The sequence below is a fragment of the Vibrio sp. 10N.261.52.A1 genome, assembly GCF_002876325.1.
Taxonomy (GTDB): Bacteria; Pseudomonadota; Gammaproteobacteria; order Enterobacterales; family Vibrionaceae; genus Vibrio; species Vibrio chagasii.
In genome coordinates this window covers 1-17,830 of the sequence record NZ_MCYD01000500.1, presented here as the reverse complement: position 1 = coordinate 17,830, position 17,830 = coordinate 1, and the positions used below count along the sequence as shown (strand labels likewise).

The 17,830-nt window shown below is 46.2% G+C and carries 2 protein-coding genes; one reads left to right on the top strand and one right to left on the bottom strand.

The annotated features are described in order from the left end of the window. Positions 1-101: 101 nt before the first annotated feature. Entirely contained in the window at positions 102-866 is a 765-nt protein-coding gene (locus tag BCT81_RS05975; protein ID WP_102423519.1) for a transporter substrate-binding domain-containing protein, read from the top strand. A gap of 111 nt (positions 867-977) precedes the next feature. Here BCT81_RS05975 and BCT81_RS05970 read toward each other — a convergent pair. Further along, positions 978-17,830, bottom strand: a 16,853-nt coding sequence (locus tag BCT81_RS05970; protein ID WP_102423518.1) for a cadherin-like domain-containing protein, incomplete at its 5' end; no start/stop codon positions are given.

The following is a 17,830-nucleotide window of genomic DNA, read 5'->3' as shown; positions in this document are numbered from 1 at the left end:
CTTAAATTTAATCCTATTTCTACCATTTCTAATGGTTTGATCTCTTTCTCAGATTGTTTCTGTTACTTTGATCGCTACTACAAACACAACAGATAATTACAATGACAAAAACACCACTATTGCTTGCTTATATGGCACTTGCACTATCGGGAGCAGCACAAGCTGACCAACTCGAAGACATTGAAAAATCAGGCACGCTACGTGTCGGTACTACAGGCGACTACAAGCCATTTTCTTACTTCGATGGTAAAAGCTACTCAGGCTATGACATCGATGTCGCACAGCACATTGCAGAGCAATTAGGCGTAGAGTTACAGATCGTTCGTACCACATGGAAAGATCTCATTACGGATCTTGATAACGATAAATATGATATTGCGATGGGTGGTATCTCGCGCAAAATGCAGCGCCAACTAAGTGCAGAGCAAACTCAAGGCTACATGACCTTTGGCAAGTGTTTCTTGGTCGCTAAAGGCAAGGCAGAACAGTACAACAGCATTGAGAAAGTAAACCTATCTTCGGTACGTGTTGGCGTAAACATCGGTGGCACTAACGAGATGTTTGCAGATGCCAACTTGCAGAACGCAAGCTTCACACGCTACGAGAACAACTTAGATGTGCCGCAAGCCGTTGCGGAAGGCAAAGTTGATGTGATGGTAACCGAAACCCCGGAAGGCCTATTCTACCAAGTGACCGACGAGCGCCTTGAAGCGGCTCGCTGTGAAACACCGTTTACCAACAGCCAGTTCGGTTATCTGATTCATAAAGGTGAGCAACGTTTGCTGAACACTGTGAACTTCATTATGGATGAGATGAAACTGAAAGGCGTTGAAGAAGAGTTCCTGATTCACAACTCTCTTAAATAGTCTTCTAGTCTTCTGTTCTTCTGTTCTTCTAGATAAAAAAATAGGCCAGCATTGCTGGCCTATTTCATTATTTTAATTCGCTCTCACTATCGAGCTTATCAAGAGAGGAAACTAACCATGAGTAATCACATTCTGCTGCACAAGTGCATCCAGAATATCTGACGGCATGGTGCCGCTTAACGTCAACTGAGGCGCGAGGTCTTCAACCACAATCACTTGCTCTGTTGTACCTAAGCCATCAGGGTTAATGGTTAACTCAACATCATTCCCTTCTAACTTGGCATCAACATGCTGAAGCAATGTCGCCATATTCACATTCGCGTCTTTCAGTTCAGGTAATACCTCACGTAGGTCAATCTGGTCACCTTCGGCTAAATTGAAGTCAGTGATCGTATCTTCGACACCATCCTCAATGTTCAGCCAAACAAACGAGTCCATACCATCACCACCGGTCAAGATATCCGAACCGCCGCCACCAATGAGCGTATCGTTGCCATCACCGCCGATAAGGGTGTCATCACCTGCTCCGCCTTCAAGTCGGTCATTACCTGAGCCCGCCGTTAGATCTGTTGCATTAGCCCCAGCCAGTAACTGCACATCATCGGTCTCACCAGCCAAATTAATATCGACCGCATTCGACACAATGTTCACATTTAGGTCGATTGCCGCCGACGTGGCTGTATCGTTGTTATCTAGCTCTTCGGAAACCGCCTCAACTTTAAGTGTATAGCTACCTGGGGTTTGAGAAAGCCCAACCACTTGCAAACTTTCAATTGCATCAGCGGTCGCCATCCATACCCCACCACCGAGATCCGTTACGGAGCCAACATCACTGGTGATTTGAGCGCCCGCTGGCACATCACTGATGTGCAGTGTTAGCTCTTCAGTAACGTCTGTTAGAGCTGCGATGATGCCAACCAAAGGAACACCACTATTACTCACCGACTGGCTCGCAGTGATGTTTCTTACGTAGTTAGACGCCGGATCAATCGTTAGGCTTGGCGCGTTCGCTACTGGCGTCACCGCAATGTTATAAACAACAGGTGCAGTTTCAATGGCGATACCAGAAGGATTACCACTGTCTTTGGCAGTGACTTCTAAGCCGATGTTGTTGGTTGGAGCCAAGCTTGCATCAAGGTAAACCCCATTCGGGCTGGTCGGTGTGTCAATCAAGGCATTCAGATCGCTCAGCGTCCCTACTAACGTCACCGAACCACTATTGTCACCATTAACGGTCACACTAGTACCAGCAGGTAGTGATACGGAAAGCGTTCCATAATCAACGGTCAACGTTACTGTCATCAAGTCATTAGCAAAGCTATCGACATAATCAGGGTCACTGACATTAATACCACTAAGCAGTTGTCCTGCGTCTTCATCAATCAGCGCGGTGACACTGTCACCATTAACAACAGGAGTATCGTTCACACCTTGCACCACGGCAGTGATTTCACCGGTATCTGTTAGGAAGTCATTCACGCCATTCGTCGTGCCGTCATCCTCTACCGTATAAGTAAACTTAACATCACCGTTGTATTCATCTGCTGCGGTAAATACCCAATATGGGCCAGTAATCGTAGCATCATCCGCACCACCCACGTTTTCGAAGCGTTGTAGTGTGCCTTGACCTTGGTCGAGCACCAAATTGGTCACGGTAATCGCGTCGTTTTCTGGGTCTGTCGTCGCTGCTATCAAATCCTCTTCTTTGATGATCAGCTGACCTTCTTCAAGGATGGTGCCTAAATCGATATCCGTTGCATCCGGCTTATCATTCACTTCCGTCACAACAACGCTGATTTCAGCACTGTCAGTTAGGAAATCATCGACACCATTTGTCGTGCCGTCATCCTCAACGCTATAAGTGAATTTAACGTCGCCGTTAAAATCGTTGTCAGCGACAAATAGCCAGAATGGACCGGTAATCGCTGCGTTATCAGCGCCACCAGCATTTTCAAAACGCGTTAACTGACCTTGTCCCTGAGTCAGGGTGACACCTGCTACCGTGAGGTTGTGGTTTTCAGGGTCAGAACTTGCTGCAATCAAATCACCTTCAACAATGACTATCTGGCCATCTTCAGCAATCGAGCCTAAATCAACGTCTGTCGCGATAGGCGCGTCGTTTACTTCCGTCACCTTAATCGTGAAAGTCGTCTGGTTAGTCTGTGCTGTGTTCGGATCAGCTGGGTCAATAAGACCATTGTTACCGCCGTCATCGAGCGTTGCGTTGATTGTCACCAACCCACTCTGGTTGAGGTAGTTCTGGTCAGGATCCGGCTTGAAGGTCACGGCTCCATTGGCCAATGCCGTATTGATGTCAGCTTCTTTACCCGTGATGACCAGTGAACCGTCAGGTTGCAAGACAAACGTTACATCTGGAGAGCTTGTAAACTCAAAGACGCCCTGTGCTCCTGGCAGTGTTTGGTCAATCTCCAACGTCAGCGTATACGGCGCATCTGGGTTATCAAAACTTGCGTCTACGTCGTAGATGCTGAAGTTGTTAATCGCGACACCAGCTGAGTCTTCTTGCGTTTCAATATTGGTAACGTTGACGAACGTTGGTTGATCGTTGATAGGATCAATCACTAAATCCACATCGAAGCTGGTTGGTGTACCCAGGTATTCGGTGTTGTCTACATCAGTGTCCACAGAGCGAACCGTGATTTGCAATGGACCAGTAATACCCAACGCATTACCTGTATCGCTATTGTGTTGACCAGAGTTGAATACAATCTTATCAAGCGACTGAGCAGGCACATCCAGCGTCCAAATCTGTGTCACCGGATCGTAACTAGCCAAAGTCGTGCCGTCTGGATAGTAGATAGAGGCATCTTGAGGTACACCAGCCACCTCTACACGAAGTGTCTCTGGCGCATTTTCGGTATACGTGCCGCTGCCTGTTGCAGACAGCTCTTTATCCAAAATAGTCGCATTGATTTCGATATCAATGTTTTGGCCTTCATTGCCAGTAACAGAGTCCGTTGGGTTGGTATCAACATCATCACCCACAGGCACCACATGCAGCTTAAAGCTTGGCAGATTCGATGCTGCAGTTGGCACGCCTAACAAGGATTCTTGAGTAAAGACAGCAACGCCAAATTCCGCCGTACCACTGAAGTTTTTAGGCGGTAGGATCGAAATCTCACTCAAATCAAATGACAACCCTGATGCTTGAGGAAGTTGAACACTCCACTCACCACCACCATTGTTCTTCACTGTATAAGCGGAGCCCGGATCTGCACTCATTAAGAAACCGTCTGGCACACCAGTGAACTTAATCGAAACGAACTGCTCTGAGCCGTCTAGGTCAGTGAGCGCAATGGAGACAGGCCCTGTTCCCGATAGAGAAATAGCTTGATCTTCATTGCCCGTGATCTCAATGACATCAGGATCACTACCCGGCCCTGTTACAAGCACATCATCAACCACAGGGACAACTTCAAAGCTAACACTGGTATTGAACGTATCAGTATCGGTTGCCGTTCCGGCTGGAGACGAGGCGTCATTGTAGGTAGCAGTATCGGTTATTGTTCCGCTGACATTCACTTGTACTTGGTTGATGTCGTTGCCCGTTGGGTAATTCGGAGCAGGACGGAACAATACATTGTCCAAAGCACCGGCATTAATTTCCGCTTCATTGAAGGTCACGGACGTGCCAAGCGATACACCCGCACTTGTGTAAAACGCACCAACACTTGTGTCATCCAAAGTCAGCGTAATAGATGTGAATTTTTCGTCACCACCCTCAACCCCACTGACTTGGTCAGTAATGGTCGTGCTGAAATCAAGCTGAATGTAAGTATCTTCGTAACCCACCGGATCTTGTCCCGGTTGACCATCAGTATCAACAGAATTAAACGAGTCATCGAGCGAACCAACAACCGTTACATCAATGTCCGGGTTACCTTCAACGTCAGGAGCGACTTTAATCACGACATCGGTCACCAAGGTTTTCTCATCACCAGACAGTGTATCTTTGGTGACTATTGTGATTGGTAACCTAAAGTCGCCAGAATAGTCAGCAGGCAGATTAAGTAGCAGGCCAGAGAAATCCGTTGGAACACCCTGATCGACCGTTGTTTCAAATACATACTTCCCGTTTACGAAGTCAACATCACTGCCTCCCCCTAAACTGATTGGGAAAGTTATTCCTGGGGGAATGGTCACAGAGTCATCAATAGTGATAGTTACTTGGTCTGTTGAAGCGTCTTCACCGGAGAATGTGATCAGACTATTTAGTGCCGTTCCCAAGTCTAACTGTGTGTCTTCTACAGCATCGACAACGCTATCTGGTGTCATCGTAATATCTGCAGCCACCTCGCTCCCACCAACAAGCACTTCTGGGAATGACAAGTTCACTTCACCTTCCCTCTGAACCGCAACTGATGACTCAGTTTCAGTGCCATCACCTCGGTCAATCACGGTACTATAGATGGTCATCTTGATGTCATTGAAAACGCCTGGAACTCCAGAAACTGGCGGAAACGTAAGGCCGTTTGGTGCACTAATACTAAACAGGTCTTCATTGGTTACCACCCAACGACCATTACCTTCATAAGCGGCACCCATTACAAGCAGCTGATTGAGGACAGCATCTGATAGCGCTGAGTCGTCCACATTAGTCAGTTGAATCACTAGCTGGTCAACCTCTTCGATAGCAGACGAAGCATCAGTTTCTTGGTATCGAATAACAAACTCACCCGTAACCGATGTATTATCACTGTTGGTTGTGAATTTGAGAACACCCGTTATAGCATCCGCGACCACTGTACCCAAGTCTGTAAGACCTGCGACCTCATCTACAACCAGCTTGTTGTTAGCATCTTCAGGCTCAACCACAGGTCGCACACGAACATCAATCGAACCTGTGATTGTAGCTGTTGCAATACCCTGACCTGGGTCAGTTACGTCAACATATTCATGATCGCGTTCTTCAATCATGACAACCGTATTCAGCGTAAAATCGGTGCTCGAGTCTTGTTCCGGTATTATCTGAATAAAATTATTGTTCAGTGCTATCTGAGTGAACGCTTCTGGAGTCTGCCCAGCCTTAGGTGTGATGGTTAGCGTTCCGGCCACGGCATCGTAGTTCCAAATCACATCACCGTTTACAACCACACTGGCAACACCACTTGGAATGCCACTGATGACGATTGAAGTGAAGTGCTCATCATCGTCAATGTAATCAGTGCCCTCTGGGTGCCAATCAATGTTGATCGCCGTATCTTCGTCCCCACGAGTTACCGTATTGTAGGTTGCTGAGGTATCAATCCTAGGCTCTACAAGTATACGAATTTCCTTATCAAAAGAGAGTGTATGGCCATCATTCTCAGTCACGACCACTTTACCCAAAATACTAATGTTCTCCGTAGATGAGTCAACTGGCCTTATACGGATACCTGAAGTTACCCCAGCTTCCGTTATATTGGCTTCGTAAATAGGTTTAGATAAATCCGGACTTCCATTTGGACTAGTTGCATAACCGACAAAATTTAGATCAATCGTTGCTCCATCACCATCTTCAAGAACGACCCCCTCAGGAATGCCTGAAAGAATAACCGTTACAGACTCTGAGCCATCGTCAGGTAACGGTGTAGTGCCGCTATCTGGTCTTCTCTCACCTGACAATACGGTGAAATCAAGCTCAGCGAAGCTGTCACCATTTTGACTCTCTTGAATCGTAGTTTGGACACCGAATATCGAACTATCAGTAATTTCCGTCCATGCAGTACCGTTTGTACCACCGTAAGGGCTGTCCGCTACCCCTTTAACCTCAACGTTTACCGTTTTAGTTCCTAATATTTCTTCATCGACCTGAGGCCCAGAAGAAAGGTTCGCGGTATCTTTGACAACACCAGTAACCTCAAACGTAAAGTCGACATTGCTGTGTTTAGCCGGAACGATCTCTACATTGGCTAAGTCGGAATACGCCACTTCCTGATAATCGACACCGTTGATGGTGATTGTGGGAACCGGAGTAGTGGTTCCAAGGAAATAAAGCACCGCACCTTCGGTTATATTGCTGATTCGAACAAACAACTCTTCGGAGCCATCAGTGTCCACCGAGCCATTCATGGTGATCACTTCATCCAAGGTGAAGGCATCTTTGTTCGCCAGAGGACCGAGGTAGTCTGGATCATCAATATTGTCTTCATTAATACGAATTCGGTTAACGCTGAACGAGCCAGGGTCCGCATCGGCAGTCACATCAATGATAATGTTTTGCTCTACAGAGCGAGCCGTTGTCTTATCATTTGCCCCGCCGTTAGCCGAATCATCGTATGGGTTGAGCGTCTCCTCAGTAATTGCGGTTGCTTTGAACTCAATTTGTCCAGAGAAGTTGTCGATTGGATTAACCACGGTGCTATTGATATCTGCGGCAGCAATCGTGTAGACACCATTGACTGGCGTTAACACATTGCCATTTTGATCCAACAGCTCAAACTTCCCATCACCTTGAACTGCTTCTAGCTCATAGGTAATCGTCTCAGTATTACTGTTATCTTGCGACTCTGCATTCAGTTGAAGTGTCACATTGCCTTCATCTTCATTCACTTGATATTGATACGTACTATTCGCATCATCCCAAGTAGCAATATCCGCTACCGCTTCAATCTCAATTCTGAAGTTTGAATTTACTGTATGGTCAAGCGTGCCGTTGTTATCAATTTCAAGCTCGTAGTTGATTCGCACACCATTGTCATTTGAACCGTAGTTTTGGTCTGGAACAAAGAACAAGTTATCGATTGTCGCGATGATGTCTAATGGCTGGTTCGTGCTTGGAGCAAAGCTCTGCTGCATTTGAGGCGGACCAAACAAGATATCACCGTTTGGTTCAGCGACTAACTTGTGATATTCCACGCCATCAAAGTAATAGAACGTCCCTCTGTGATTACCACTTTGAATCGTCAGTTGGCCGATAGACTCGTTATTATCTTGGTCCTTCAGGTTAACCTGCAGCGCAATTTGTGCTGGTGCATCAGGCAAGCCGCTTTGGTTATCTTGAATATTCTCGAGGCTTGGAGCATCACCCGTTGCGTAAGGGATTGTCGAGTCTCTCCCCGCCTCCTCAAACGTAGTTACCTTAAGCGATACTGCTGATGACTCTTCATCGGTGATCGTGATGTTCAAAGGCGTTGATGAAGTATCCAAATCACCGTCTGTCGCAATCACATTGATCGAGAAGTCGATGGTGTCTCCATCATGATCGAGATAGTTGGTCGCTCTAAACTCCACTTCACCATTTGAATTAATACGTAATCTACCAAGCTCACGAGTATCGATACCGCCACTACCATCATCGGTTTGTTCATACACTCGTACTTGCTGGACACCACTGTTTAAGTCAAAGCTGCTACTGTATGGCCCATTGTTTCCTGTTCGGAACACGATGTCTGCGCCATTTCTGGTCATACCCTCTATGCGAGTCAGCGCTGCATCATCCGCACCCACATCCGTCGCATTGGCAAACATGTTAACTTTGGAGTTGCCATAACCTTGACCCTCAACTCGCGTGATCGATTGAGTGGTCACCAATGGAACATCATCAGTTACAGTAATAGTCAGGTCGATCGCGTTCGATTTGTCTTGGTCAAAATCTTCGGCCACGACAGAGAAATCAAGCTCGATGGTGTTTTCATTCGCGCCATCAGGGTGCTTAAGTGGTTTAAACAGCTCAAATTGATAGCTGTTGTTTGAGGTATCAAAAATGATTTCAAACACAGGCTGATTGCTGGTTACCGTCTGTGCAACATAAGTGAAGGTTGTACCGCTTTGTGAAACAGGCAGCCACTCTAGGCTTTCTCCATCAGAAGTTAAGCCAGCAATCACTAAATTTTCATCGACCAATTCGTACTTAACAACACCATCAGCACCTTCATCAACGGTGAATAGTCCGTTAATAATGGTATCTTCGGATTGATCCGAACCAATCCCGGCAAGATCATCTTCATCAACCACCGTCTCACCCGTTGGCGCACTCATCACTGGCACATCATCGAGCACTTCGATCGGCAATACATACTGATTAGAGTCATCACCGTCACCATCAACCGCAACGACATCAAATGGAATCGTTAAGGTATTGGAATTTGGGCTTGTTGGATGGTTCAGAGGACCTAGCAACGTAAACGTATAAGAGCCATCATTCGCTAGCGCGAGCGTGAAGATAGGAGTTCCGCTTGTCGTCGTACCTTGATAAGTCGTCGTGTTCGCAGCTCCAGTGACTTCTGTAATAGAAATCGCTTCCGTTCCAGAGGTCAATGTCGCTTCAAGAGCAGAGATATTACGCAGTTCGTAAACCTCTACTTGGTCAGCACCTTCTGTGGTAACAAATGCACCTGTTGCTTGAGAAACCACAGATCCAAGATCATCTTCATCAACCACAAATGTGCTGGTCACTGTCGTATCGGTAATGACAGGCACATCATCGGTGATAGTAACGGTCAAAGGTTTCATCACAGAATCGGTATTGTCTTGGTCGACCGCGATCACTGGCAGAGTGAAGACTTGATCGTTGTTGCCTTGTACAGGCAGATGATCGAGCTCTTCCAACAAAGTGAAGGTGTATTCGCCTAGCACCACACTACTAAAAGTGATGGTAAAGATATCGGTTTGAACACCTCCACTTTCAACGAAGCCAATATAGGTTCCGCTGTTGGCTGGATCTTGTTTAAGCTGAACTACTAAGCCATCCGATTTCAAATCACCAGACGTGTTGAACTGAGTGGTATCAATACGGAAATAACTCACATCATCACTTCCCGCTGTGAAAGTAATGGTTTCAGTTTGGCTCACAGGTAAGCTCGGAGATGAGCCATCCACAAGATTCGCTTCTTCCAATGCAACCGTTGGTACCGTATCAATTACTGGTGGAGCACCATCTGAAATGGTCAGTGTCACGGTCGAAGTGACAATATCACCGTCTTTGTCTTCTGATGTCACTGTAATCGTCTTAACGATATCACCACCAGAATGATTCAGATTTCGATTAGGCGCAAAGCGCACATCGCCTTCAAGCGTGATAAATAACGAACCTTCTGTAAATACGAACTCTTGCTCACCAGTATTGGTTTGCACCAGAGATTCTTCAGGCTGACTACCATAAGTAAATTTGGTTATGGTGGCGCCATCAGCACTTTGTGCAGGCATCACATCAAATGTCGTTGTGGTAGGCGTGCCCGTGCTTGGCTCAGTGATGCTAAGAGCACCAGATTGCATCAATTGAACGTCATCACTGATGGTCACAGAAAGCGGTTTAGACGGTGAAATATCGCCATCGGTATCTTGCGCATATACCGACAAGTCAAAGCTGAGGTCGTTGTTTCCTAATCCGTCGACATGGTCCAAACGCTCTAACAAAGTAAACGTGTATTCACTCGGGTTAGTGTTATCAAATTCTAAGGTGAAGATAACTTTCTCAGCGCCCGAGCCATCCGTTGTGAATGCTATGTAATCACCTGAACCCGCCGGCTCTTCACGCAAGCTCAATTCAAGACCATCAGACTTCAATACACCACTGGTATTAAACAGCCCTACTTCGACGACAATCTTCTCGATGTCATCACTGCTCGCGAGTGAAGTAATGGTTTGAGTCACGCTGACTGGGCTGCCACTCGGTGTTGAACCATCAGCCAGTAAGCTTTCAGACAAGCTAACACTCGGCACGACATTTAACGTTGGTCCATCACCATCAACGATAGTGAGTGTGACCGTTGAAGAGGAAATATCCTTATCAAAATCAGATGAAGTAAACTCAATCAGCTTAACAATGTCGCCCGCTGAGTGGTCAAGATTACGATTTGGTTCAAACCTTACATCGCCATCCAAAGTGACAAACAGCGAACCTTCAGTGAAAACAAATTCCTGCTCACCGCTGATGTTTTGATTTAAGGTAATCGCAGACCCACCGTCATAAGTGAACTGTGTAATGGTCGCCCCATCAGCACTTTGCGTAGGTAAAACATCAACCGTCGAGGTAGTTGGTGTGCCAGTATTTGGCTCTGTGATGGTTAACGTGCCATCTTGCATCTGTTGAAGGTCATCTTGAATGGTGACAACAACATCACGCTTAACTGAGTCATCACCATCAGTATCAACCGCATAAACAGGTAAGTTGAAGTTAAGGTTGTTATTAAGTGCACCATCAAGGTGGTCGAGTGCCTCAATCAGCGTGAAGGTAAACTGACCTTTGTTAACACTATCAAAATCAATGGTGAATACATTAGTTACGTTACCAGCCCCGTCATCAGTAAACCCGATGTAGTCGCCAGGCGAAGCAGGATCTTCTTTTAGCTGAACAACAAGACCGTTTGATTTCAGCACATCACCTGGGTTGAATTCGTTGGTCGCGATTCTGAAGTGGCTTAAGTCATCACTGCCCACAGTGTAGGTAATGGTTTGTGTTGAACTCACCGCAGAACCACTCGGCGTTGAGCCATCTGCTAGGTTCACTTCCGATAAGTTCACGCTAGGAACAACATCGATGACCGGATCAATCCCATCTTGGATCGTCAATGTGACATCCGCGGTATCAGTATCGTTATCAAAGTCGCTGGTCGTTACCACAATCGTTCTAACAATATCACCCGCTGAATGATCTAGGTTTCGATTTGGCTCAAAACGAACTTCGCCTTCAATCGTGATGTACAGTAAACCATCGGTTACGGTAAACACCTGCTCTGTCGTTACATTCGGATCCAAGGTGACAGCAGTACCACCATCGTAAATAAATTGGGTGACCTTTGCGCCATCAGCACTTTGAGTCGGCATAACATCAATGGTTGGCGTAGTTGGTGTACCTGCCACAAGATCAGCCAGTGAAGGCTCAACAATATTCAATGACCCGTCTTGTACACCTTGTACATCATCGGTAATAGTCACTGTCATTGGTGACATCGCAGACTCATCACCATCGGTATCCACCGCGATAACAGGTACATCGAAGTTTAAGGTGTTGTTCTGCAAGCCATCCGCATGGTCTAACGCTTCAAGCAGCGTAAACGTGTATTGCCCTAAATTGGTGGTTGAGAAACTGATTGTAAAGACGTTGGTTTCTACGTTAGCACCGTCTTTTACAAAGCCAATGTAGTTTCCAGAGTTCGCTGGCTGCTCTTTAATCTCAACCTCTAAGCCATTCGACTTCAAAGCCCCCGAAGTATTGAACTGAGCAGGGTCAATTCTGAAATAACTCACATCATCACTGCCTTCGGTATAGGTAATCACTTGAGTCATCGATACTGGATTGCCCGTTGGCGCAGAACCATCAGCCAGATCGACTTCAGAAAGACTCACGCCAGGGATGACGTTGATGATTGGTAGATCGCCATCGGTAATAGTTAGCGTGACTGTCGAAGTCACCACATCACTATCAGAGTCACTTGAACTGACGACTATCGACTTAACGATATCCCCGCCCGAGTGATTAAGATCGCGGTTTGGTTCAAAGCGAACATCGCCTTGCAGCGTGATATAGAGCGAGCCTTCAGCAACCACAAACTTCTGCTCACCCGCATTACTCTGGTCAAGCGTAAACACGGTGCCATCGTAATTGATTTGGGTAATAGTTGTGCCATCAGCCCCTTCTTGATCAAGAACATTGACGGTCGTTGTTGTCGGCGTACCCGCGGCTAAGTCAGCCACTGTCGGCTCTTCAATGCTGAGAGCACCATCCACCATGACTTGAATATCATCGGTAATCGTTACAGCCAGGAGCGACATCAGAGAGTCATCGCCATCACTATCGACCGCATACACAGGCAAGTTGAACGTTAAGTCGTTATTGCCTTGAATTGGTGTATGGTCAATCGCTTCTAAAAGCGTGAAGGTGTATTCACCTAAAGTCGTGCTGCTAAATGCAAGTGTGAAGACCGTGGTTTCTACATTTGAAATGTCTGTAGTGAATCCGATGTAGTTACCCGAACCCGCAGGCTCTTCTCGGATCTCAATCACTAAGCCATCAGACTTCAGAGTACCGCCCGTATTAAACTCACTCGGCTCTAAGCGGAATTTTACAACATCATCACTTTGGTTAGTAAAAGTGATGGTTTCTGTTTGGCTAACCGCACTGCCACTTGGTGACGACCCATCAGCCAGATCCGCTTCTTCAAGAGCAACACTCGGCACCGCATCTATAGTCGGGTTATCGCCATCGGTTATCGTCAGAGTAACGGTTGCAGTGACCGGATCGTTATCAAAGTCATTGGATGTCACGACTATCGACTTAACAATGTCTTCGCTCACGGAATGGTCTAGGTTACGGTTCGGCTCGAAGCGCATCTCACCTTGAAGGGTGATGTACAACTCACCTTCTGTGAAACTGAATTGCTGTTCGCCTGTGATGCTCTGATCCAACGTTTTAACGATGCCACCAAAAGAAAACTCAGTAACCGTTGCACCATCAGCACTTTGGTTTGGCATTACATCAATGGTATTGGTTGTTACCGTGCCATCTGCCAAATTCGGCTCAACGATATCTAGCGTGCCATCTTGCATGATTTGAACATCATCACCGATGGTTACATTAAGCTGAGACACTAAAGAATCATCGCCATCGCTGTCTACCGCATAGACCGGAAGATCAAAGCTCAGATCGTTGTTCGCTAGCCCATCTGCATGGTCTAACGCTTCCAATAAAGTAAAGGTGTATTCACCGAGAGTCGTGATCGAGAAGCTAACCGTGAATACTGGAATTTCAGCATTTGAGCCATCAGTAATAAAGCCGATATAAGTGCCCGGATTCGCTGAATATTCTTTTATCTCGACCGCAAAACCATTCGATTTCAGTGCGCCACCAACATTGAACTCGGTAGGTTCAATACGGAAACGGGTCACATCATCACTTTGATTAGTAAAAGTAATCGTCTCAGTTTGACTTACAGCACCGCTACTTGGTGCTGAGCCATCAGCAAGATTGGTTTCAGACAGAGTAACGCTTGGCACCGTATCAATGGTCGGGATATCACCATCAGTAATTGTCAGGGTGACTGTCGAGGTCACTGTGTCCTTATCGAAGTCGCTTGAGGTGACCTCGATCTGTTTAACGATATCTCCGCTAGTATGGTCGAGATTACGGTTCGGCTCGAAGCGAACGTCACCTTGAATAGTGATATACAGTGAACCTTCAGCAACTACGAACTTCTGCTCACCAGTATTATTCTGGTCAAGCGTTAATACGGCCCCGCCATCATAAGTAAATTGCGTGATGGTCGCGCCGTCTGCCCCTTCTTGATCAAATACATTAACGGTAGTTGTCGTAGGTGTGCCCGCCGCCAAATCAGCAACCGTTGGCTCGACAATATTTAGAGACCCGTCTTGCATGATTTGAACATCATCACCGATGGTCACATTCAACTGCGACACCAATGAATCGTCGCCATCGGTGTCTACCGCATAAACAGGAAGGTTAAAACTAAGATCGTTGTTCGCTAAACCATCCACATGGTCTAACGCCTCCAATAACGTGAAAGTATATTGGCCGAGGGTAGCACTAGAGAAACTAATCGTGAACACGTTGGTTTCGACGTTCGAACCATCTGTCACAAAACCGATGTAACCACCTGGTGTGGTTGGGTCTGCTTTTAGCTCAACCACCAGCCCATTTGATTTGAGCGCCCCACCAACATTGAATTCTGTCGGTTCAATACGGAAACTCGCCACATCATCACTTTGATTGGTAAAGGTAATCGTCTCTGTTTGACTTACCGCGGCACCACTTGGTGTAGAACCATCACTCAAATTAGTTTCAGATAAAGTAACGCTCGGTACATTATCAATCGTCGGGATGTCACCATCGGTAATAGTCAACGTCACCGTAGAAGTAACAACATCACTATCTGAGTCGCTTGAAGTCACGACTATCGACTTAACAATGTCTCCACTTGTATGGTCGAGGTTACGATTTGGTTCAAAGCGCACATCACCTTGCAGCGTGACATAAAGCGAACCTTCAGCAACCACAAACTTCTGCTCTCCCGCATTGCTCTGGTCAAGCGTGAACACTGTGCCGTTGTCATAATTGATTTGGGTGATGGTCGTGCCGTCTGCCCCTTCTTCATCAAGAACATTCACAGTCGTGGTTGTCGGCGTACCCGCTGCTAAATCAGCGACAGTCGGCTCTTCAATCGTAAACGCGCCATCTACCATGACTTGGATATCATCGGTGATCGTCACAGCAAGTGGCGACATTAGAGAATCATCGCCATCGCTATCAACCGCGTACACTGGCAAGTTAAACGTTAGGTCGTTATTACCTTGAATTGGTGTATGATCAATCGCTTCTATAAGTGTGAAGGTATACTCACCTAAAGTCGTGCTGCTAAATGCAAGTGTGAAGACTGTGGTCTCGACATTTGAAGTGTCTGTGGTGAAGCCGATGTAGTTACCCGAACCCGCAGGCTCTTCTCGAATCTCAATCACTAAACCATCAGACTTCAGAGTACCGCCAGTATTAAACTCACTCGGCTCCAAACGGAACTTTGCAACATCATCACTTTGGTTAGTAAAAGTGATGGTTTCTGTTTGGCTAACCGCACTGCCACTTGGTGATGAACCATCAGCGAGATCCGCTTCTTTGAGTGAGACGCTCGGTACCGCATCGATAGTTGGGTTATCGCCATCGGTAATGGTCAGAGTAACCGTTGATGTTACTGGATCTTTATCGACATCACTTGAGGTAACCTCTATCAACTTCACGATGTCTTCACTCAAGGAGTGGTCTAGGTTACGGTTTGGTTCAAATCGCACCTCACCTTGCAGCGTGATAAATAACTCACCCTCTGTGAAGCTGAATTGCTGCTCACCCGTGTCATTTTGGTCAAGCGTTCTCAGTTGACCGTCATAGGTGAACTGAGTAATCGTCGCGCCATCAGCACTTTGGTTTGGCATCACATCAATGGTGTTAGTAGTCACCGTGCCATCAGCTAGATTAGGCTCAACAATATCTAATGTGCCATCTTGCATGATTTGAACATCATCACCGATAGTCACATTCAGTTGGGACACAACAGAATCATCGCCATCGCTGTCTACCGCATAGACCGGAAGATCAAAGCTCAGATCATTGTTCGCTAGGCCATCTGCATGGTCCAACGCTTCCAATAGAGTAAAGGTGTATTCACCAAGCGTGGTGGACGAGAAGCTAATCGTAAACACTGGAATGTCAGTATTTGAACCATCAGTAATGAAACCAATATAAGTACCTAGATTCGCCGAGTCTTCTTGTATCTCGACCACAAAACCATTCGATTTCAGTGCACCACCGACATTGAACTCGGTTGGCTCAATGCGGAAATTCGCCACATCATCACTACCAGCAGTAAAGGTGATCGTATCGGTTGCGCTTACTGCACTTCCGCTTGGTGCAGAACCATCAGCTAGATTGGTTTCAGATAAAGTAACAGGTGGAATCAGATCTATAGTTGGGTTCTGACCATCGGTAATACTCAGCTCAAGTGTTGAGGTATCAGTATCTCCATCACCATCTTCAGCTAAAAATGAGAACTGTTTTACTATCGTTTCACTGCTTGAGTGGTCGATATCACGAGCGACTTCAAAACTGAAATCACCGTTTAATGAGATAGTGACCACGCCCTCAGTAAAACTGAAAGTTTGAGGCGCATCAGGCAGTAAGCTTTGATCTAATGAATAATCAACACCATCGTAGTTGAATGATTGAATTGTCGAACCATCCGCACCTTCGAAATTGAACAGGTTATACGAGACAACGGTATCGCCAGCTAAAGTCGGCTCAGTAACTGACTCAACCTTATCAACGAGCTCAACAACATCATCTGTGACATTGACGAGAATCTCAGCGGCTTCTGGTGTACTTGAACCACTAGATAATGCAGACCTATCGCCATCTGCATCTACCGCATAAATAGGCAGTGCAAAGGTTAACTGTGCATCTTCAGCGCCTTGATGCGACAGTTCTTCATAGAGGTTAAATTCATAGTTCCCCAAAGATGGGCTATCAATTTTTACATCAAAAACCGTAATTTTTGCGCCATTAATCTCGACATAGCCTTCGTACGTTCGCACACCATTGGTTTCATCAACCAGCTCAAGTAACACCACCTCACCGTTAGATATCAGTGTGCCAGCGGTATTAAACTCTGCAGGTTCAAGTTCATGATGATCGATAATGTCACTATCAAAAATTTCTGAAGTGACACTACCACTTCCTGAGACCGTTGCCGTTCCCTGTTGAGAACCGCCAACAATACCAGCTTCATCAACATCAATACTGTCGACATTGGTAATGACTGGTTTATCACCATCAGAAATAGCGAGGTTGATGGTATTGGTTACGACATCTTGGTCAAAATCGGTAACCGTGATTGGCAAAGAGAAAGAAAGCGAATCAGTGCCGACTTGCTCTATTGGTTTCAACTGCTCAAATCGATAGGTACCGTCAGTATCTAAGCTAACGGTTAAAATAACATCGCTGCTACCTTGGATTGACAGTGTGATGGTACTTCCATCAGCAGACAAAGATGCAACGGTCGCCTGATTGTCACTGAGCACACCATCAAATTGAGCAAGTGCGCTTGAGTCAAAAACAGCTGACTGTAGATTATCACTACCAATATTTGAAAAGGTGCCTTCAATTGCAGCACTGCTTGTTTCAACGTTATCGATAGACACGCTTTCAGCAGACGGATCTGCCCCATCAAGGACGGTTACTTGCGCATTAATTGGTGTGACGAGCTGATTACCTGCGGTGTCTTGGCCCTGTATGTCAAAGGCGATATTGATTTGGTCACCCGTAAAGGAAACCTGTCCGCCACCAATCGACGGAACATGATCTATCGGCTGAGAAATGGTTGTCGTCAGCGATAATTCAATGTCATTTCCGACACTTACGGCATCAATATCGATGCGCAGCACTTCATCTGTACCTTGAACACCAATAATCGAATTAGAGGCTGAATCATACGTAAAAGTAACCGGCTGGCCACTAGAGGTAA

Coding starts and splice junctions, on each gene's coding strand:
- BCT81_RS05975 (WP_102423519.1), top strand. CDS start 102: ATGACAAAAACACCACTATTGCTTGCTTATATGGCACTTGCACTATCG.